The sequence below is a fragment of the Botrimarina colliarenosi genome (assembly GCF_007859955.1).
Taxonomy (GTDB): domain Bacteria; phylum Planctomycetota; class Planctomycetia; order Pirellulales; family Lacipirellulaceae; genus Botrimarina; species Botrimarina colliarenosi.
This window is the reverse complement of sequence record NZ_SJPR01000001.1, coordinates 304,248-323,632: the sequence shown is the minus strand read 5'-3', so window position 1 is coordinate 323,632 and position 19,385 is coordinate 304,248. Positions and strand designations below refer to the sequence as shown.

Annotated in this window: 16 protein-coding genes and 2 tRNA genes; 12 read left to right on the top strand and 6 right to left on the bottom strand. The window is 66.6% G+C overall.

Annotated elements, in window-relative coordinates; translation table 11 throughout:
• Window positions 1–34: 34 nt before the first annotated feature.
• The 3 genes from Pla108_RS01310 to bshB1 form a co-directional block, all read right to left on the bottom strand.
• A tRNA-Met gene (locus Pla108_RS01310) sits at window positions 35–108 on the bottom strand.
• Between the two features lie 87 nt (window positions 109–195).
• Window positions 196–269: transfer RNA gene (locus Pla108_RS01305), tRNA-Arg, on the bottom strand.
• A 122-nt stretch (window positions 270–391) separates the two neighbouring features.
• Window positions 392–1,096, bottom strand: a complete 705-nt coding sequence (gene bshB1, locus Pla108_RS01300) for a bacillithiol biosynthesis deacetylase BshB1 (protein ID WP_146441831.1) — start codon at window positions 1,094–1,096, stop codon at window positions 392–394.
• A 211-nt stretch (window positions 1,097–1,307) separates the two neighbouring features.
• On the opposite strand from bshB1, the gene Pla108_RS01295 reads away from it, so the two are divergent.
• From Pla108_RS01295 to mutY, 3 genes are all read left to right on the top strand, one after another.
• Window positions 1,308–2,819, top strand: coding sequence for a carboxypeptidase M32 (locus tag Pla108_RS01295; protein WP_146441827.1), 1,512 nt, complete (start codon window positions 1,308–1,310; stop codon window positions 2,817–2,819).
• A 184-nt stretch (window positions 2,820–3,003) separates the two neighbouring features.
• The gene (locus tag Pla108_RS21170; RefSeq protein WP_231934239.1) at window positions 3,004–4,917 is read left to right on the top strand and encodes a hypothetical protein; all 1,914 of its coding nucleotides are present in this window, start codon (window positions 3,004–3,006) and stop codon (window positions 4,915–4,917) included.
• On the top strand, window positions 4,914–6,008 hold the full coding sequence (gene mutY, locus Pla108_RS01290) for an A/G-specific adenine glycosylase (protein ID WP_231934237.1): 1,095 nt from the start codon (window positions 4,914–4,916) through the stop codon (window positions 6,006–6,008). Before Pla108_RS21170 ends, mutY begins: the two co-directional genes overlap by 4 nt.
• A gap of 113 nt (window positions 6,009–6,121) precedes the next feature.
• On the opposite strand, the gene Pla108_RS01285 is transcribed toward mutY, so the two are convergent.
• Window positions 6,122–7,045 (bottom strand): mechanosensitive ion channel family protein, encoded by a 924-nt coding sequence (locus Pla108_RS01285; protein ID WP_146441819.1) that lies wholly within the window; start codon window positions 7,043–7,045, stop codon window positions 6,122–6,124.
• Window positions 7,046–7,168: 123 nt separating this feature from the next.
• On the opposite strand from Pla108_RS01285, the gene Pla108_RS01280 reads away from it, so the two are divergent.
• From Pla108_RS01280 to Pla108_RS01255, 6 genes are all read left to right on the top strand, one after another.
• Entirely contained in the window at window positions 7,169–8,029 is an 861-nt protein-coding gene (locus Pla108_RS01280; RefSeq protein ID WP_146441815.1) for an Lnb N-terminal periplasmic domain-containing protein, read from the top strand.
• A 48-nt stretch (window positions 8,030–8,077) separates the two neighbouring features.
• Window positions 8,078–9,931: an AMP-binding protein gene (locus tag Pla108_RS01275; protein WP_146441812.1), complete on the top strand. Its 1,854-nt coding sequence runs from the start codon at window positions 8,078–8,080 to the stop codon at window positions 9,929–9,931.
• Between the two features lie 87 nt (window positions 9,932–10,018).
• Entirely contained in the window at window positions 10,019–11,062 is a 1,044-nt protein-coding gene (locus Pla108_RS01270) for an NAD-dependent epimerase/dehydratase family protein (protein ID WP_146441809.1), read from the top strand.
• 131 nt (window positions 11,063–11,193) lie between these two features.
• Window positions 11,194–12,984, top strand: a complete 1,791-nt coding sequence (gene aspS / locus Pla108_RS01265; protein ID WP_146441805.1) for an aspartate--tRNA ligase — start codon at window positions 11,194–11,196, stop codon at window positions 12,982–12,984.
• Between the two features lie 167 nt (window positions 12,985–13,151).
• Window positions 13,152–13,844 (top strand): hypothetical protein, encoded by a 693-nt coding sequence (locus tag Pla108_RS01260; RefSeq protein ID WP_146441801.1) that lies wholly within the window; start codon window positions 13,152–13,154, stop codon window positions 13,842–13,844.
• A 931-nt stretch (window positions 13,845–14,775) separates the two neighbouring features.
• Window positions 14,776–15,255: an MgtC/SapB family protein gene (locus Pla108_RS01255; RefSeq protein ID WP_146441798.1), complete on the top strand. Its 480-nt coding sequence runs from the start codon at window positions 14,776–14,778 to the stop codon at window positions 15,253–15,255.
• Here the strand turns inward: Pla108_RS01255 and Pla108_RS01250 are convergent.
• Together Pla108_RS01250 and Pla108_RS01245 are read right to left on the bottom strand one after the other, a co-directional pair.
• Window positions 15,252–15,764 (bottom strand): hypothetical protein, encoded by a 513-nt coding sequence (locus Pla108_RS01250; protein ID WP_146441795.1) that lies wholly within the window; start codon window positions 15,762–15,764, stop codon window positions 15,252–15,254. The genes Pla108_RS01255 and Pla108_RS01250 overlap by 4 nt on opposite strands.
• A gap of 158 nt (window positions 15,765–15,922) precedes the next feature.
• A complete protein-coding gene (locus Pla108_RS01245; RefSeq protein WP_146441792.1) occupies window positions 15,923–17,362 on the bottom strand; it encodes a sulfatase-like hydrolase/transferase in 1,440 nt (479 codons plus the stop codon).
• Window positions 17,363–17,591: 229 nt separating this feature from the next.
• Between Pla108_RS01245 and Pla108_RS01240 the strand changes: the two genes are divergently transcribed.
• From Pla108_RS01240 to Pla108_RS01230, 3 genes are all read left to right on the top strand, one after another.
• Window positions 17,592–18,140: an antibiotic biosynthesis monooxygenase gene (locus Pla108_RS01240; protein ID WP_146441764.1), complete on the top strand. Its 549-nt coding sequence runs from the start codon at window positions 17,592–17,594 to the stop codon at window positions 18,138–18,140.
• A 111-nt stretch (window positions 18,141–18,251) separates the two neighbouring features.
• Window positions 18,252–18,545: a DoxX family protein gene (locus Pla108_RS01235; protein ID WP_146441760.1), complete on the top strand. Its 294-nt coding sequence runs from the start codon at window positions 18,252–18,254 to the stop codon at window positions 18,543–18,545.
• A 311-nt stretch (window positions 18,546–18,856) separates the two neighbouring features.
• Window positions 18,857–19,354, top strand: coding sequence for a response regulator (locus tag Pla108_RS01230; protein ID WP_146441757.1), 498 nt, complete (start codon window positions 18,857–18,859; stop codon window positions 19,352–19,354).
• Window positions 19,355–19,385 lie beyond the last annotated feature (31 nt).

Genomic DNA, 19,385 nt, shown 5'->3' with positions numbered 1-19,385 from the left:
TGGCAAAGCCAAGCCAAGACCGCCCGAGAAACAGTAGCGGCGGAGGGACTCGAACCCCCGACACGCGGATTATGATTCCGCTGCTCTAACCAACTGAGCTACGCCGCCGGAGGGAGGCTTGAGGCGTGAGGCCGCAGGATCGAGGCGACTGCCGCCGGCTCTAGCCTCAGGTCTCACGCCTCACGCCTCCGCAAGTACACCCCAGAGGATTCGAACCTCTAACCTTCGGATTCGTAGTCCGATGCTCTATCCAGTTGAGCTAGGGGTGCGCCGCTAGGCCTTGAACTATCGGCCGCTGCGGTTCCCAACGGCCAGCCGAGGCGTGCCGTGTGCGGGAATCGCAGATTATGGCGGCTAGGGGAGCGACCCGCAAGCGGGTCCACCAGGTCCGCTAAACGAGCCCGTCGAGCCGGGCCAGCCCGAGCGGTTCGCGCGTGGTGATCGGCTCGCCGTAAGCCGTGCCGATCGATTTGCCCCAGTAGGCGGCTTCGTCGCGGAGCCGATCGAGGAACGACGGATTGGTGGGTCGGCCGGTGATGAATTGGCTCTCGTAGCAGCGGATCGACGCCAGCTTTTGCTCCCAGACGTCGCTGATGTCGAGCACGAACGCCGGCTGGGGGGCCAGCTTCAGGTGGACGCAGTAGTAGTAATAGACCCGTGTCGGGTGGTGAGGTTCGCCCGACAGATCGGGCTGCCCCGGCTGGTCGGTCTTCGTGAGCTTGGCCCAGAACCGGGCGCCCTCAACCAGTTGGGTCGCGGCCGCGTGGTCGGGGTGGGCGTCCTCCCAGTAGGGAGCGAACAGCCACTGCGGCTTTTCGCGGCGGATCACATTGGCGAGTTTCGCCCGATTCTCGAGCGTCGCCTCGAGCGAGCGGTTGGGGAGGCCGAGGTTCTCTCGCCACTCCAGGCCGAGCGCCTCGGTCGCGGTGGCGGTCTCCCGGGCGCGGGTCTCGAGCGAACCGTGCGGCGTTGGTTCGCCCGACGTGAGGTCGAGGACGCCGACCCGTTTGCCCTCCTGCTGCAGCTTGAGGATCGCGCCGCCGACGCCTAGCTCGGCGTCGTCGGGGTGGGGGGCGATGACGAGGACGTCGAGCATGGGAGCGGTTGACGGTTAGTCGCTACGGTTCGCAGCCGCGGCGGGGCTAGGGTGAAGGCGCGTGGTGTCCTACTCTAGCGAAGAAGTGGTTGGGGGAGGGGTCACCGACCCCGATTACGCGTTCGACGCGGTTGTGGTTTGGACGCCATGAGCCGTGGTCGGAGATCCCTTACACCAATTGTTTCGCTTCCGCTCGCTCTGGTAGCCGCCTATGTCCACCGCCGAAACGTTCGACAAGCTTCGCGCCCACGCCCGCGAGACCGCCCTGGTTGCGTCGATCTCGGGCCTCGTCGAATGGGACGAGCTGACGTACCTCCCGCCGGCAGGCGGCGACTGGCGTGCCGAGCAGCAGGCGTACCTCGCCGGCGTTGCGCATCGCCTGAGCACCGCGCCGGAGTTGGGCGACTGGCTCGCCGAACTCCGGGATTCAGACGAAGCGAGCGACCCCGAGGGCGATATCGGCTGCTGCGTGCGCGAGATGTCCCGCCGCTACGACCGCGAGACACGCTTGCCGGGCGACCTCGTCGAGGAGATCGCCCGCACCAGCAGCAAGGCGCACCACGCCTGGACCGACGCCCGCAAGGCGGACAATTTCGCCCTGTTCTTGCCGTGGCTCGAAAAGACCCTCCACCTCCAGCGCCAAAAGGCCGAGGCGTTCGGCTACGGAGATTCCCCCTACGACGCGCTGATCGAAGACTACGAGCCGGGCGAGACCGCCGCGTCGGTCGGCCGGGTGCTCGCGGGGCTGCGGGCCGAGTTGGCGCCGTTGGTGCAACAGATCGTCGGCAGCGACCGGACCGCCCCGAGCGAGTTGGTGCGGAAGAGCTTCTGCGTTGACCAGCAGACGGCCTTCGGCAAAGCGGCCGCGGCAAAGGTCGGCTTCGATTTTGATTCGGGCCGGCTCGACGTGACGGCGCACCCGTTCTGCGGCGGCGCGGGTCCGCGTGACGTGCGGATGACGACGCGTTACCAAGAGAACGACTTCGCCGACGCGTTCTTCAGCACGCTGCACGAGACGGGCCACGGCCTCTACGAGCAGGGCTTACCCGCCGACTGGTTCGGTCTGCCGCCGGGCGAGGCGATCTCGCTGGGCATCCACGAGTCGCAATCGCGGATGTGGGAGAACCTCGTTGGCCGCAGCCAAGGCTTCTGGCGTCACTTCTTCGACCCTCTGGGCAAGGCGTTCCCCGCCGCGATGAAGGGGGTCGATCCCGAGGCGTGGTACTTTGCCGTGAACGAGGCTCGCCCCTCGCTGATCCGCACCGAGAGCGACGAGGCGACTTACAACCTCCATGTCATCGTGCGTTTCGAGCTCGAGCGGGCAATGATCGAAGGGACCCTCGCCCCAGCCGACCTGCCTGCCGCATGGAACGAGGCTTACGCGTCGATCGTCGGCATCACGCCCCCCAGCGACGCCAACGGCTGTTTGCAGGACGTGCACTGGAGCGCCGGCTTGTTCGGCTACTTCCCGACCTACTCGCTCGGGAACCTCTACGCGGCGCAATTCTTTGACCAAGCCGAGGCGGACCTCGGCGATCTCGAGGCGATGTTTGCCGAAGGTGAGTTCGCCCCACTCCTGGGGTGGCTGCGCGAGCACATCCATTCGGTCGGGCAACGACTGTCGGCGAGCCAGTTGGTCGAGCGAGTGACGGGTAAGCCACTCTCGCACGAGCCGCTGATGCGCCGCCTACGAGCGAAGTTTGCGCCGCTCTATGGCTTCTAGCCTGGCAAACCTTGCGGGTCGCAACGGTTGCAATGCTGGCGCCGGCGGGCCGGATTGGCACGATCGGGACGATTCGGGGTGGTCTGCCGGGGCGATCCGGTGAGAATATCGGGCGACGCAGGATCGCGTCCCCCGCCCCACCGGTGGCCCGACGCCCCCGCCTCGGCCCGAAGGATCGCAAACGATGCCGAACGCCCCCGCTACGCTCCCATCCTCCGCTCCGGCTTTGCGAGTGGCGGAGTGCCAACACTGTGGCCAGCTCTTTGCGGTCTACGCGACCGACGGCGAGATCGCCTGTCCTGCGTGCGAGGCCCCGTCGGCGGTCGCGTCGCTAGCGATCGTTGAGTTGGGCGTCGCCGCTCCGGTTGAAGTGAAAGTCGAAGAGCCGACGCCGACTCCCGAAGCGTCTCCTGAGCCGGTTCCTCCGCTGCCCGTCAAGTTGGAAGCGGCCGCTGAGGAAGTTGAGGAGATTGTTGTCACCGCTGACGAGCCGCCGACCGAACCGCCCGCCACTCCGGAACCGTCCAAGGCGCCGACCGTAGCCGAGTGGCTGTCGCGTTCAGAGCACCACTCTTCGGAGGCGGCCCCGCGATCTGCTCAGCCGAATCAGGCGGAAGGAAGACGCTCGCTTTCCGAATCGCTCGGTTGGAAGCCCAACAGCTTTGCCGCCAACGTCGAAACGCCTGAGGTTGCCGCTCTTCTCACTGACGAGGAAGTCGCAGCTGAACCCGCCGAGAACGAGCAGCAAGGCTTAGATACTCTGGCCGACTTCCGGTTCGACTTCGGCTCGACCGCGCTGAGCGAACCGACGGAGGAGACCGAGGGGGTGTCGCTCGAGTTGTCGAACCACGACGAGGCGCCCGCTGCCGAAGAGCCGACGCCCGAGCCGTTCCGCCTCGAGTCTTTGACGGCCCCGGCGCCGAAGTGCGGTCGTTGGCGCGGGCTCTTCAGTACGGCGGCGGGACTGCTGCTGGTGATCGTACCGGCGGCGTACCTCGTGACGACCTGGCCATCGGACGAGGCCGTCGCGCAGCTCGCCGATCCCGAGGGCCGGCTGCTCGCGAACGAGCGGCCGGCCGAGGAAGCGTCGGTCGAGCCTCCCGTCACGACCCAAGCCGCTGCGGAAGAGCCGCCGGCGCCGTTCGCCCCGACGGAGCCGATCCGCGACCCGGCGACCCAGCCCGCCAGTTTCAATAAAGGCACGGCCGACGAGCCGGAGTTCGATCTCCCGCCGTCGGCGCCCCGTGAGGTGACGCCGCCAGCGGCCGAGACGACGACGTCCCCGGCTGCCGAGACGCCAAGTGAGATGCCGACCGAGACGCCGGCCGACCCGTTTCTCGCGCCGGCGCCCGCCCCGAGCGAACCGGCTACGCAACCGCAAACCACGCCGCAGCCTGCCGCCGATCGCTACGCCATGGCGTCGACGCCGGCGCCCGCCGAGCCGAGCGAGTTTGCGCTGCCCGAGGATGGCGCCAACGCGATGTCAGAGCCGCCGACGCCGTCGACCCAGGTCGGTTTGGTGAACGCCCCCCGCTATGGCGCCACGGAGCTTGCCGAGGCGTTTGACCCGGCCGAGGCGGCCGCCCGCGCCTTCGCGACAGGGACGCTCGCCGACCCGGAGCAAGTCTCCGCGATGGGGCAGCACTACGCCCGGCTCTGTTACCTGGCTCAGGTGCTGACGCTGCTCGACACCAGCGACATGAGCCTCATGACGGCCGAGCTACAAGCGGCCGACACGTTCAAGCGGCTACTGCGGGAACAACGGGCCCGTGACGAATCGCGACAAATCGCCGGCCCGTGGATCGCATGGACAGGGCGACCGCACGGCGGCGTCTTCTTCGCGGGCTCACCGGAGGACGTTTCGCGCGCTGGCCAAGTGATCCAGTACCAATTCCGGATCGGCGATCAAGCGGTGCCGGTCGTCATGGAGAAGCCGATCGACGCCGAACGCTTCCTCAACTCCGGGGCGACCGAAGTCGGCGTCATCGGCGTTGTGGTCGAGAACCCCCGCGAGTGGATCGCTGGCTACGAGGGCGACGCCCAACGCGTCGTCTGGGCCCGCAAGACGGTGCCGCTGCCGCGTCCCAGCCAGCCGTGACGCGCCGCAGCGAAGCCGCGATCGCCGAGCCGTTAGCCGCTGACTGGAAGCGCGCGTTCCGACGGCGGTTGCTCGCCTGGTACGGCAAGCACGCCCGCGACTTGCCGTGGCGCCGCTCGCGCGATCCGTATCGGGTGTGGGTCAGCGAGGTGATGCTGCAGCAGACGCAAGTCGACACGGTGCGGCCCTACTTCGAACGGTTCACAACGGCCTTCCCCACGGTCGCCGCGCTCGCCGCCGCCGACGAGCAAGACGTGCTGCGACTCTGGGAAGGGCTCGGCTATTACCGCCGGGCCCGGTCGCTGCATGCCGCGGCCAAGCAGGTCGTCGCCGAGCACGACGGCAAAATGCCGGGCGACGTCGCGACCCTGCTGACGCTGCCGGGCATTGGCCGCTACACGGCGGGGGCGATCGTCTCGATCGCCTACGACAAGTCGGCTCCGATCCTCGAAGCCAACACCATCCGCCTGTTTACACGCCTCGTCGCGTACGACGGCGAACCGACCTCCAGCGCCGGCCAACGCCGCCTGTGGGGCCTCGCCGAGGAGCTGCTGCCGGCCAAGGAGGTCGCCCGATTCAATCAAGCACTGATGGAGCTCGGTGCGCTGGTTTGCACGCCGGTCGAGCCGAAGTGTGACGCCTGCCCCGTGGAGAAGCTCTGTCGGGCCCGCGCCGAAGGGTCGGTCAACCGCCTTGCCCCGACGACGAAGAAGCTGAAATTCAGCGACGCCCGCGAGGCGGCCGTTGTCGTCCGCAAAGGGGCGACGGTGCTGGTGCGTCAGTGCGCCGAGGGCGAGCGCTGGGCCGGGCTATGGGATTTTCCCCGCTTCGCGATCGACTCCGAGGGACCGCTCTTCGCGAAGAAAGAGCTGACGGAGAAGGTCGCCGACCAAACCGGAATTACCTGTGAACCCGGCGCCCTAATCACCACGATCAAGCATGGCGTGACGCGGTTCCGCATCACGCTGGAGTGCTACGAAGCGGCCCACAACGGCGGCCGCGTGCGCGGCTCGGCAAAGTGGATCAAGCCAGCCGAGTTGTCCGACCTGCCGCTGAGCGTCACCGGCCGCAAGCTGGCCAAGCTCTTGTAGGGTCCGCTGTGCGGACCGTTTTCTTGAGCCGCAGGCGCTAGCCTCGGGCAGCCTGGGGCTTTGACACGACTTCTTATTTCGTACGCCGCTCGACACGGTCCGCACAGCGGACCCTACGCCGCGCGTTTGCCGGATTTCATCTCGATCGGCTCGTTGACGTGGATCTCCATCTGCGGGAACGGGATGCCGACACCCGCCTCGTCGAGGCCGACCTTAACCGAGCGGATCAGCGCCTGCTTCACCGTGAGGAAGTCGGGCGTCGGCGCCCAGCCGCGCACGCACCAGTCGACGCTCGAAGCGCCGAGGCCCAGCAGGACCACCGCTGGCTCGGGGTTCGAGAGCACCCCGGGTGTTATCGCGACGGCGCGCTCCAGCGCCGCGCGAGTCTCGTCGATATCGGCGCGATACTCGGCCCCCACCTCAATGTCGATGCGGCGGACCGGGTGGTGCGTGATGTTCTCGATCGTCGCGCCGAAGACGGCGCCGTTGGGCAGGATGATCCGACGGTTGTCGAACGTATCGAGCGACGTGGTGAATAACTCGATCTCGTCGACCTTACCGAGTTGGCCGCCGATGTTCACGACATCGCCTACCTTGAACGGCCGGAACAGCAGCAGCATCGCGCCGGCGGCGAAGTTGGAGAGCGTCCCTTGGAAGGCTAAGCCAATGGCGAAGCCCGTGGCGCCCAGCACGGCCGCAAAGCTTGCCGTCTCGACGCCGACGTAACTGATGCTGCTGAGCCCCGCTAGCAACAAGACGCCCCAGCGGGCCAGTTTGGCGAGGAACTTGGTGAGCGTTGGGTCGAACTTCATCCGCGTGAGGCTCGCCCGCACCGCCGCGGAGGCCCAGCCGGCGAACGTCAACGCCAGGAAGAGGATTACGAGCACCAGGGCGACCCGCATGCCCCCCTGAATCGCGACGAGCTTCCAATCGTCGGGCGTCAGCGCGCTGAACTGACCCGACATCAGCAGCTGCAACGCGGCGTCGAACCGCTCGGCGGCGGTGACGGTGGTTTGGGCAGTTTCTTCGGCAGCCATGCCAGCAATCCTGAGCAAGAGCGAGAGAGACGAATCGGCTGGCTGTTAGCAAATGGCCGACCCCCGGGGCAAGACCGTTGGCGTTGCGTCGCCCCAGCCAGACGCCTAGCCTCCGCAGCCGTCATGCACGCCTCCCCGCTCAACCGCCGCTCGATAGCGTTGCTGCTGCTCGCGATTGCGCTAGCGGGTTGCCGGACCGTCGAGGAGCGGGTCGCCCCCTCCAATCATCGCGACTGGGCGCCCGACCAAGCGGTGCTGCCCACGGCGAAGATCAAGGGCGATCAGGTCGCGATCAAGAACGTCCGTTACTGCAAGCACCTCGCGCCGGGCGAGTACGTCGTCGATCACGAGGACCGCACCTACGACCTGCGGCAATTGCGCGGCGTCGACTTCGTGACGATGCCGTTCGGCCCCGTGCCGGCCCTCGCGCATACGCTGGTGAGCTTCGAATTCGCCCCGACGCCGCCGCTCGCCAAGCCGCAGCACTTGGTCGTCAGCGTCGAGGTCCGCAAGGAGAAGGGCGAAGAGAAATTCAACCCGATCCTCGGCCTCGGCCGCGAGTACGAGATCATGTACGTCGTCGCCGACGAGCGTGACCTGCTTTACCGCAACGCGGTCACCTACGACGGCCCAACCTATCTCTACCGGACGACCGCCTCGCCCGAGGCGGCCCGCGACCTGCTGGTCGACATGCTCGAGCGCGCCAACGGCCTCGCCGAGAAGCCCGAGTTCTACAACCTGCTCACCAACAACTGCACGACGAACATCGCCGACAGCGTCAACCGGATCCGCCCCAACCGGGTCGTCTACGACATCGGCGTGCTGCTGCCGGGGCTGTCGGCGGAGAGCGCTTACAAAGAGGGCCTGCTGGTCACCAGCGGTGAATCGTTCGAGCAATTGCAGGCGAAGGCCCTCATCAACACCCGGGCCCGGGTCGCGGCCAACGATCCGCACCTCGACTTTTCCGAGACGATCCGCCGCTAAAAAGCGGCCCTCGCGAGGCGGCCCCGCGTCGGCGACAATCGCCGGGCTATGGACGCGCCCGCTCAGGACCGTGTGAACGTCGCCGACCGCCTTGCCGAGGCGGCGCGGGAGCGGCCCGACGCGGTCGCCCTGGCGACGCCCGCCAAAGGCGACGGCTGGCGGACGGTCTCGCTCGGCGATCTCGACCGCGACGCCACCCAGTTAGCGCACGGCTTAGCGGCCCTGGGCGTTGGCCCCGGCAGGCGGATCGCTCTGCTGGTCAAGCCGGGCGTTGAGTTCGTGGCGCTCGTGTTCGCATTGCTGCGGACCGGCGCGACGATGGTGCTCGTCGACGCGGGCCTCGGGCGTAAGAACATCGTCCGCTGCCTCGCATCAACGAACCCCGACGGTTTCGTCGCCATCCCTCTCGGCCATGCGCTGCGGGTGCTGAAACGCAAGCAATTCGCGAACGCGAAGCTCAACGTCACGGTCGGCCGCCGTTGGTTCTGGGGCGGCGAGACGTTGGCGTCGGTGCGGCGGCTTGGCGGTGTGACGACTCCGCCTACTGGCGTGCGCGGCTCAACGCCGAATGATTCCGCAATCCGCAATCCGCAATCCGCAATCGCTCACACCACCGCCTCCGACCCTGCGGCGATCGTCTTCACCTCCGGCAGCACTGGCCCGCCGAAAGGGGTGCTCTACACGCACGAGACGTTCGTCACGCAGTGCGCGATGATCCAGCAGGAGTACGACATCCGGCCCGGCGACATCGACTTGGCTTGCTTCCCGCTCTTCGGGCTGTTCAACGTCGCCTGCGGCGTGACGGTCGTGCTGCCCGACATGGACTTCTCGCGGCCCGCGTCGTGCGATCCCAAGAAGCTTCTCGCCGCGGCGAACCACTGGAAGGTGACGCAGGCCTTCGCGTCGCCGGCCGTGTGGGAACGAGTGAGTCAACATTGTGAGACGACGGGCGAATCGATCCCGACGCTCCGCAAGATTCTCTCGTGCGGCGCCCCCGTGCCGGCAAAGGTGCTGCGGCGGACCCTGGCGTGCGTCCACCCCGAAGCGACGATGCACACGCCGTACGGCGCCACCGAAGCCCTCCCGATCGCCACGATCGAAGCCCAAGAGATTCTGGGCGCAACGGCGGCGAAGACCGACGCGGGGGCGGGGGTTTGCGTGGGGAGGAAGTTCAAAGGAATTGCGGATTACGGATTGCGGATTGCGGAATCGAGTGATGGCGAGCCCTCGACGTCAGTCGGGGGTGGAACCTCCAACTGGCGCATCATCCGCATCACCGACGCCCCGATCGCCTCGATCGACGACACCGAAGAACTCCCCCAAGGCGAGATCGGCGAACTCATCGTCCGCGGCCCACAGGTCAGCCAGCGATACTTGGAAGCAGAACCGCGACCGTCAGGGAGCGACCAACAACGTCCGACCCACAACGAGATCGCGAAGATCGCCGACGGTGACACCATCTGGCACCGCATCGGCGATGTTGGTTACTTCGACGAGCAAGAACGCTTCTGGTACTGCGGGCGGAAGTCGCAGCGCGTCGTTACGAGCGAGGGGACGCTCTACACCGAATGCGTTGAAAATGTCTTCAACGTACAGCCGATGGTCCATCGAACGGCTCTTGTCGGATTGGGCAGTCGTGGATCGCAATTGCCAGTAGTTGTCTACGTCCGAGTTAACTTAAAGCGAGTTCTAGGCCGAAGCGGACATCCCTCTCTGGAGGAGCTAGCGAACGCATTGTTAGTTGGTCTCGCCGATGTCCATGCCGAGCGATTTGCTGACCAGGCAGGCAAGATGAAGTTCTTGCAGCGCAAATCGCTCCCCACCGACATCCGCCACAATTCCAAAATCCGCCGCGAAGAGCTTGCCGTTTGGGCGGCGAAACAATTGCGTAAGCGACGCTGATTGGTGATTCACTCCCCGCACTAACGTGCTGGGGCTCTTTGCAAATCCTTCCCACTTCCCACTTCCCACTTCCCACTTCCCACTGCCTTGCCTCGTTACCTCGTCACCGGCGCCGGCGGCTTTTTGGGCCGCTTCGTTTGCGAGCAATTGATTGCTCGCGGCGACGTCGTGCGCGGGCTGGCGCGGGGCGATTATCCCGAACTTGTGCGGCTCGGCGTCGAGATGCGGCAGGGCGACTTGGCGGATCGGGCGACGGTGCTCGCCGCTTGCGAAGAGGTCGATGGCGTCTTCCATATCGGCGGCAAGGTCGGCGTCTGGGGGAAGTGGTTCGACTACTTCCAGGCCAACGTCCACGGCACGCTCAACGTCCTCGGCGCGTGCCGTGAGCAGGGCGTCACGCAGCTGGTGTTCACCTCGAGCCCGAGCGTGGTCTTCGACGGCGCCGACCAACGGGGCGTCACGGCCGACGCGCCGTACCCGACGCGGTGGCTCGCGCATTACCCGCACTCGAAGGCGATTGCCGAGCAGTTCGTGCTCACCCAAGACGGCAGCGATGTCGCCGGCAGTGGCATGCTGCGGACCACGTCGCTGCGGCCGCACTTGGTGTGGGGGCCGCGGGACCATCACCTGACGGCGCGGCTTGTTGAGCGCGCCCGGGCGGGGCAGCTTCGGCGGGTCGGCCCCGGCGGCAACCGGGTCGACATGGTCTACGTCGAGAACGCGGCGGCGGCCCACCTGCTGGCGGCCGACGAGCTGGCGCTGCCCGAGCCCAAGAACGCCGGCAAGGCGTACTTCGTCACCCAGGACGAGCCGGTCGATCTGTGGCGGTGGGTCGATGAGATCCTCGCCCTCGTCGAGCTCCCCCCGGTTAAAAAATCGGTCTCGGCCACGGCCGCCTACGCCGCCGGCGCGGTGCTGGAAGCGAAGCAGTGGGCTCTCCGAGACTTCAAGAGCGAGCCCCGCATGACCCGGTTCGTCGCCCGCCAATTGGCGACCGACCACTGGTTCGACAAAGAGGCCGCCAACCGCGATTTCGGCTACCGGCCGGCCATTTCGACGGCCGAGGGCATGCGGCGGCTGGGCGAATGGCTGCGGGCGAAGGCGGAAGGGGGACGTGGGAAGGCGGAATGACGCGGGGGTCGGCTTCTCCGCGGCGTCGGGCGCAAATACAATCGCCGTTTCGCTTTATGCCTCCGCTTCCTACCGGGCGCGGCTCGACAGCGGTCGATTCCGCAATCCGCAATCCGACTTCCGCAATTCTCATGCTTCGCACCCACACCTGTGGCGACCTCCGCCTGACCGACAAGGGAACCACCGTCACGCTCTGTGGCTGGGTCGATTCGTATCGCGACCATGGCGGCGGCCTCTTTGTCGACCTCCGCGACCGGTACGGCATCACCCAGGTGGTGTTCAACCCGCCCGACACGCCGCAGGACATCATCGACGCGTCGAAGGACCTCCGCGCCGAGTACGTCATCCAGGTGACCGGCAAAGTCGAGCCGCGCCCCGAGGGGATGGCCAACCGCAAGCACGCGTCGGGCGAGATCGAGCTGCGCGTCACCGAGCTGAAGTTGCTCAACAAGTCGAAGGCGCCCCCGGTCTCGCCGAGCGAATCGATCACCGAGATCCCCAACGAGGACCTGCGGCTCAAGCACCGCTTCCTCGACCTGCGTCGCCCCGTGATGCAGCGCGCAATGATCCTGCGGGACAAGATCACCAAAGGGATGCGCGACTACTTCGCCGATCTCAATTTCATCGACGTCGAGACGCCGATCCTCGGCCGCAGCACGCCCGAGGGGGCGCGGGACTACCTGGTGCCGTCGCGCGTCCACCACGGCAAGTTCTACGCGTTGCCGCAGTCGCCGCAGCTCTACAAGCAGATCCTCATGATCGCCGGCTACGACCGCTATGTGCAGGTCGCCCGCTGTTTCCGTGATGAGGATTTGCGAGCCGACCGGCAGCCCGAGTTCACGCAGCTCGACCTCGAGATGGCGTTCATCGACGACGACGACATCATGACGCTGATCGACGGCCTCGTCGTCAAGCTCGCCAAGGACCTGCTGGACATCGACGTGCCGACGCCGTTGCCGCGGATGACCTACGACGAGGCGATGCGCCGCTTCGGCCACGACGCGCCCGACCTGCGCTACGGCCTCGAGATCGTCGACCTCACCGACCTCGCGCCGCAGAGCGACTTCGGCGTCTTCAAGAGCGTCACCGACGCCGGCGGCCACGTCCGGGCGATCTGCGTCCCCGGTGGCGCCAACCACTACAGCCGCCGCGGCATCGACGCGCTGACCGAGTTCGTGAAGGGCCTCGGCGCCAAGGGCCTCGCCTACTTCCGCGTCAACGAGGAGGGGGTGCTCGACTCGAACATCGCCAAGTTCTTCTCCGAAGAGCTGCGGGCCGAGATGGGCACGCGCCTCGATGCCAAGCCGGGCGACCTCGTCCTCTTCTCGGCCGACAAGTGGCTCGGCACCTGCAAGGTGCTGCACGGGCTGCGGAAGAAGATCGGCGAGGAGATGAAGCTCTACGACCCCAAGGCGATGAACTTCTCGTGGGTCGTGCAGTTCCCCATGTTCGAGCGGACCGAGGACGCCGACAACCCGCAGGCGATCGGCAAGTGGTCGGCGATGCATCACCCGTTCACGGCGCCGCTCGACGACAGCGTCGACCACCTCGACGACGACCCGGCCAAGTGCCGCGCCAAGGCGTACGACCTGATCATCAACGGCTATGAGGCGGGCGGCGGCACGATCCGGATCCACGACCCGGAGGTGCAATCGAAAGTCTTCGGGCTGCTCGGCATCGACAAGGAGACGGCCCAGGACCGCTTCGGGTTCTTGCTCGAAGCCCTCGCCTACGGCGCCCCGCCGCACGGCGGTATCGCGTTGGGTCTCGACCGGATGGTGATGCTGTTCGGCGGCTTCGACAACATCCGCGACGTGATCGCCTTCCCGAAGACACAGAAGGCGACCGACCTGATGACCGAGGCGCCGGGGTTGGTGGACGCGAAGCAGCTGAAGGAGCTGGCGATCAAGACCGACCTGTGAGCGCCCGCCGTGCGGAACGTGAGCCGACGGCGCTAGCCGCGGGCGCCATCGGCGAATGGCTTGCCCCAAGAAAGGGGAAGGAACCGCGAATAACGCGAATCGCCGCGAATGAAATGAAGGCGTCTGGCACAGACTGACCTACAAAACTACGAGCCCGACTGTCAGTTATGGTTAAGTTCTTTAGTGGAGGTCCAGATTTAGAACCCGGCAACTGGGCGCAATGGTGTGCGGGGATGTTGGCCGCATTAGGTCTAGCTATAGCCGTGATCCAGAATGCCATAACGCTGTCCGAGATTCGCAATGACCGCGAACTTCGCAAGCTTGAACTCGACCGTCAACTGTTCGCTGAGAGACAACTGCAAGAGGGCCAGCAAGCTGCCGCCATTGCTGTGGAGATTCGATTTACTCACCAATTCGTAACAGTGCAGGTCGGCAAAGGCGAAGATGGCAATAGAGAGTTCACGCAGGTTCATCCCGCAAAGCGGCAATTCGGTCCAGAAATATCAAACTACGGCCCTGGAACTGCCTTTGAAGTAAGAGTTGATTGGGGCAATACGTGCCAACTCATATCTGATGGAAAGCGTGAGGAAGTTACGACGGAGCGAGCGCACGCATTTGTAACAATCCCATCCAATATCCCATCTGGTGGGACCGCTGCAATTGCCAGCCTGCCGTGGTGTATCGACGATTACAAACGCGGCAACAGCGCTCTGGGTACCGGAAATATCGAGTACAAGGACGCATCAGGAGCGCATCGCTCACAAAGCTTTCGATACCAGATTACCTGGAGTGACGAGACTGAAATTACCTACTGGTTCACATATCCAGAGCTTGTCGATCTGTCACCTGACGCTATCTAGTTGGTCAGGATCGCCGCTAGGTGCCTAGGGGGCGCCGGGCGTCTGGGGACGCAGCGAAGCAAGCCCCCCAGCGAATCACCAAAGAAGATTCCACCCGCAGGACGGTAGGGGCTTTGGCTAACGCCTTCCTCCCCAGCCACACCCGCCCCGCCCGGCGCGAATTCCTACGCGAACACGCCGGTGGGACACAACTTCGAACGATCGCTGAGCAGGGGTCACCTAAGAAAGGCCCGGAGGGCCGACAGCGCGTAGCCAGGGGCGCGAGCCCCTGGAAGGCGGCGTGCCCTACGGACGAAGCCCCGGAGGGGCGACAGCAACTCGGGCTTGCCGGCCTGCTGTCGCCCCTCCGGGGCTTTTCGCTTGCTGCGTGATCGGGTCCAGGGGCTTGCGCCCCTGGCTACGCGCTGCCGCCCCTGCCGGGGCTGGGCGTGGACCCGCTTGAACCGGCTGCGAGCCCATTGGCGGTGGGTGGGGCGGGTACCTGTTTCACCCGCGGCTAGCGCCGTCGGCTCACGGGAATCCGTTAACGGGCGGCTGTTGACGGAGCGCTGTTGACGGGGCGCTGTTGCGAGGGCTGGGGGCGTAGGTGAAACGACTACAAGGGTTGGGGGGACGGACGCCGCCACTGTCCGTGAGTCACCCACCCGCGTCGGCCGGCGGACCTGCGGGCGTTTCCTCCGGCTGACGAAGGCGCGGAAAGCCAGCCATCAACGGAGTTGGGCATACCTCGACGGGCTGACGCGCCTGATCTTCGCGTGGCGGCGTCCGCTGACCCCCAACCGGTGATCGGTTAGAGTTCTTGGTGCAAGGAGTGCATTGCGATAACTAATTCAGCAAGTCACGTGCCGAAAGAACGGCCGCGGCGTGAGCCCCCCCACTACCACGATGCAGCCGTCGTTTCGCCAAGTGACCCTCCAGAGGACCGAAGAGAATGTTGGACGCCGACCTTCCACTCTGGCAGGACGTGCTTCGTCTTGTCGCCGCTGCGATCGGCGGGGCGGTGGTCGGGATTGAACGCGAGTCGCGCGATAAGCCGGCCGGGCTACGCACCCATATGTTGGTGAGCGTCGGGGCGGCCGCGGTCATGCTGCTGTCGCACGACCTCTGCCGCGAGGCGATCGCGATCGCCGAGTCGGCGGGTGGAGAGATCCGCTTCGATCCGCTCCGCACCGTGGCGGGGGTTATCGGCGGCATCGGCTTCTTGGGAGCCGGCTCGATCTTCAAGTCGCAGGGTGACGTCGAGGGGCTGACGACCGCCGCGACGATCTGGATGGCCGGCGCGATCGGCCTCACGTGCGGCGCCGGCCGGTGGAATATCGCCGTTACGACCGTTGTGCTTGCGCTGGTGATCCTGTCGCTGATCGGCTGGGCCGAGCGTTCGGTGTTGAAGACCAAACCGCGGTCCGATTAGCGGCGGTCGGAGATGTCGGCGGTCCCGCTGGCCATCCGCACCGGCGGGGCGGCGTTGGTCGCTATGGCGCCCCCCTGCGTCATGTCGACCCGGGCGAGCGATTGCTCGAGCGTCGCGAGCTTTGGTTTCCAAGCGGCGCCCGTGGCGAGGTCGACGCCCAGGCCGAGCCCGCCGCCGATCGCCAGGTTACCGATCGCCCACGGGTTGAACTTGCTGTGGAGGGGCGCCTCGGTGGTGACGTAGCCCGGCTTCTCGAACGTCGCGTGGTACTTGGCCGGCCGGAGCCACGTCCGGCCCCGCTTCAGCTCAACGACGCCGGGCGTCATGGTCTGGGCGACCAGGTTCCCTTCGAGGTCGCGGACGGTCGCGTAGGCGTTCGGCGGATTCGAATGCAAAGCGACCTCCGCGGTCCGGCCGCTAACCACGGTCGCACAGCCGGCCGCGAGCGGCAGCAGGGCGGCGATGAGTGGAAGGGGGGCGGCGAGACGTAGCGCGCGGTTTGCTAGCATCCACTTCGGCCTTTTGGGGGGTCGAATATCCGCGCGGACGCTAGCGAACCGGGCCGGGCGACGCCAGAGGAATACGCTGCCCACGGCAACGTCGTCCTGGCGACGCGCCGCCAACCCTGCCGAAACACGATGTTCGAGGGGCGTTTGGATTCCGATCCCTACGACTTCCCCGCCCGTCGCTCCGCGAGCTCGGCGCCGCGGTCCTTCGGCATGGCTTCGTGCCATTCGAGCAGCCGCTCAGTGAGCGACTCGAGGACCGTGGGGTTGGCGGCGGCGACGTTATCGCTCTCGCCGGGGTCGGCCCCCAGGTCATAGAGCTGTGGCGCCGTGCCGTCGTACTCGCAAAGTAGTTTCCAACGGCCGTCGCGCACCGCGAGGTCGGGGAGGTCGCCCACACCGGCGAACGCGTCGCGGTCGGGCGGGCGGCGGAAGAAGAGCGGCTCGTCGCGCGACGCTTCCGACTCGCCGCGGAGCACCGCCAGCAGGGCTTGGCCGTCGTACTCGATATCGGTCTTCTCGGCATACTCTCCGAGGGTGGCGATCTCAAGCAGCGTCGGCGGCAGGTCGAACGCGGCGAAGACCGACTCGCGATTGACGCGGCCCGCGGCGCCGGCGTCGAGCACCCCAGGGCCCCACGCGATCAGCGGCGAGCGGACGCCCCCTTCGTAGAGCATCCCCTTCGAGCCACGCAGCGGGCCGGCCGACCCGGCGCCCGGCTCGGGGCCGTTGTCCGAGGCGACGAGCACGAGCGTGTTGTCGCGCAACCGCGGGTCGTTGCGGATGAGGTTGAACAGCGCGCCGAGCTGCTCGTCCATGGACCGCAGCACGCCGAGATAGCGGTCGCGCTTCGAGCCGTCGCCGCGGCGGTCGAGCGGCGGGAAGAACGGCGAGTGGACGTCGTCGGGCCAGAGGTTGGCGTAGAACGGCTCGCCCCGTTCGGCGGCGCCGTGGATGAAGTTGGCGGCCGCGTCGACGAAGTCGCGTGTGATGTACGCCCGGTCGCGCCAGAAGATTGGCCCCCGTCCGAGCGTGTCGGAGCCGAGGGCGTGCCGGTGCGGCGGCCGGCCGGCGTGGTCGTAGCCGAGCGGCAGGAGGCGGGCGCCGAGGCCTTCGAAGTTGGTGAGCGACTCGTCGAATCCGTAGCGGCGGATGAGCGGCGCATCGCCGACGTCGCGTTGGCCACCCAGGTGCCACTTGCCGAAGTGCCCGGTGGCGTAGCCGCCTTGCTTGAGCGTTCGCGCAAGCGACGGCGCCTTCGGGCGGAGCCAGTCGGCGACGCCGCGGCGGGCGTTCGTTCCGCGGTTATCGAGATAAGAAGTAATGTCCCACCGCTGCGGGTACTGGCCGGTCGTGATCGCACACCGCGACGGCGAGCAGATCGGCGCGTTGACGTAGAACTGCTCAAATCGGATTCCCTCCTCGGCGAGGCGATCGATGTGGGGCGTGTCGCCCGCGCCGCCGCCAAAACACGACAGGTCGCCCCATCCCATGTCGTCGATGAACACCAGCACGAGGTTCGGCGGCGCAGCCGGCGCGGCGGCGCTCAAGACGTGAGTAAAGAGCAGAAGCCCAACGAAGAGGGTCGTCTTAATCCGCATCGACAGTCGCCGGAGGTGGGGGTCACGGTTGCGCGATCTTCTCGGGCCCGTCGATCGACGCCGAAGGGCTCGCTCCATGTTAGTCGGCCTGCCCCGACCCTGCCGGGCCGGCGTCCAGGGCTTGTAGGATAGGTTGATCGCCCAGCACCTCATGCCGCCGTTGCCGACAGGGTCATCGGACCCCGCGGCCGGGCGGCAACCCCTTCCCCCGCTACCCTCTCAAACGATTGTGGAACGCGTTCACGTTGCGATCACTCGGCACGTCAAACCGGGCTGCGAGGCCGAGTTCGATCGGGCGTCGCGCGCGTTCGCGATCGAGTCGAGCCACGACCCGGGCGAGGCGGGCGTGCAGCTCATCGGCCCGCTGCCCGGCTCGACACGGGGTGAGTACGGCATCCTGCGGACATTCGACAACCGCGAGGCGTGCGACGCGTTCTATGCCTCCGACCGCTTCGCGGAGTTCCAAGAGAGCGTCGCCCACTTGGTCGAAGGGGACGGTGTCCGCCGCGAACTGACGGGGCTCGAGGCGTTCTTCCGCGGCTTCGGCGCCCCGCCGCCGCGCTGGAAGATGGCGATTGTGACTTGGATCGGGGTCTACCCGACGGTGCTACTGTGGACGTGGCTGCTGGCCAAGCCGCTGGCGGGGGCGCCCTACCTGTTGAAGGCGGCGGTGACGATCACCCTGGCGGTGGTGACGCTGACGTGGGGCGTGATGCCGCTGCTCACGCGGGTCCTAGCGCCGTGGATTCACGCAGGGCGTGAGGGCCGGCGCGGCTAGAACGAACAGGCAGTGATCCGTCGCGATCGCTTTACGGCCCGCGGTCGCTGCGTAATACTGCCGCCCTTCGGCTGCCCAAACCGTTCAGCAACCCGAGCTAAGGAACTAGCGATGGCGACTCCCTCAAAGGCGCGGCGGATTGCGGGTTGGGCGCTGAGCGTCTTGATCGTGGTCTTCCTCTGCGGCCCCAGTGCGGCGGGGAAGATCGTCGAATGGGACGGGAAGGCCGAGATGATGGACCACCTCGGCTACTCGATCCCGCTGATCAAGAAGATCGCCGTGGTTGAAATCGCGGTCGCGTTGCTGTTCCTTGTGCCACGGACCGCGTTCGTCGCGGCTATCCTGCTGACGGGATACCTGGGCGCGTCGGACCAAGCGACCGATGGGGTCGGGAGCGGGGTCTAGTCCCGCCCAAAGTCGCGGCGCCAAAGCCGACGACGAGGTGTGGATACCCACACATCGATTCGCCGACATCAGGGCGGTTTGTGACATAGGTTTTCACTAGAGAGCGTTCGCCCGGCGGCTCCTTTGCCGTCTCTGCTCGCCCCCCCGCGAGCCGCCGGCTGACGGCCCCCCGTGGTCGTCCGGCTCTCCTAACACACACGCCCGGCTCGCCCAAGATGGCGGCGCCGGTGCGCCCAGGGGCTGTTCTCTTCGATCGACCTGCCGATTGCCGGTAGGCGTTTCCTCTCTTCTCCCATCTGGTCCCGAACGATATGACGCTGATCGCTCCCACCGCCGACGCCCCCGCCAAACTGTATGGTGGAGAGGCCCCAGCCAAGTCGAGCCGTCCGAAGAGGCGGCGCCGTCCCCCCTCGCGGGGCCGCCTCTTGTGGGTGGACGACGACGCCAACGTCACCGCCGCAATGACGCGCCGCTTCCGCCGCAAGGGGTACGAAGTGGTCCCGGCGTCGGACGGCATGCAGGGCTACTGGCTGGCGGTGACGCGGAAGCCCGACCTGATCATCACCGACCTGCGCATGCCCCGCTGGGAAGGCCGCGACCTGTTGGAGTGCCTGCTCCATAACTCGGCGACGATGGGTGTCCCCCTCATTGTCGTGAGCGGTTACATCACGCCCGAAGAGCGTCGCCGCCTCGAGCGGATGGGCGTCGCCGCCGCCTTCGACAAGCCGGTTGAATGGCGGACGCTGCTGACAACTGTCCGCGACTTGCTCCACAACAACCCCGCCGGGCTCCACAACAACCCCGCCTGATGGCGTCGAATTTTCAAACGTCGAAACCTCC

Bases quoted from the DNA above. Each gene is read 5' to 3' on its own strand.
- bshB1 (WP_146441831.1), bottom strand. From the start codon at position 1,096: ATGCTCGACGTCCTCGTCATCGCCCCCCACCCCGACGACGCCGAGCTA.
- aspS (WP_146441805.1), top strand. From the start codon at position 11,194: ATGCTTCGCACCCACACCTGTGGCGACCTCCGCCTGACCGACAAGGGA.
- Pla108_RS21170 (WP_231934239.1), top strand. From the start codon at position 3,004: ATGCCGAACGCCCCCGCTACGCTCCCATCCTCCGCTCCGGCTTTGCGA.
- Pla108_RS01260 (WP_146441801.1), top strand. From the start codon at position 13,152: ATGGTTAAGTTCTTTAGTGGAGGTCCAGATTTAGAACCCGGCAACTGG.
- Pla108_RS01255 (WP_146441798.1), top strand. From the start codon at position 14,776: ATGTTGGACGCCGACCTTCCACTCTGGCAGGACGTGCTTCGTCTTGTC.
- Pla108_RS01235 (WP_146441760.1), top strand. From the start codon at position 18,252: ATGGCGACTCCCTCAAAGGCGCGGCGGATTGCGGGTTGGGCGCTGAGC.
- Pla108_RS01275 (WP_146441812.1), top strand. From the start codon at position 8,078: ATGGACGCGCCCGCTCAGGACCGTGTGAACGTCGCCGACCGCCTTGCC.
- Pla108_RS01285 (WP_146441819.1), bottom strand. From the start codon at position 7,045: ATGGCTGCCGAAGAAACTGCCCAAACCACCGTCACCGCCGCCGAGCGG.
- Pla108_RS01230 (WP_146441757.1), top strand. From the start codon at position 18,857: ATGACGCTGATCGCTCCCACCGCCGACGCCCCCGCCAAACTGTATGGT.
- Pla108_RS01245 (WP_146441792.1), bottom strand. From the start codon at position 17,362: ATGCGGATTAAGACGACCCTCTTCGTTGGGCTTCTGCTCTTTACTCAC.
- Pla108_RS01280 (WP_146441815.1), top strand. From the start codon at position 7,169: ATGCACGCCTCCCCGCTCAACCGCCGCTCGATAGCGTTGCTGCTGCTC.
- Pla108_RS01295 (WP_146441827.1), top strand. From the start codon at position 1,308: ATGTCCACCGCCGAAACGTTCGACAAGCTTCGCGCCCACGCCCGCGAG.
- Pla108_RS01250 (WP_146441795.1), bottom strand. From the start codon at position 15,764: ATGCTAGCAAACCGCGCGCTACGTCTCGCCGCCCCCCTTCCACTCATC.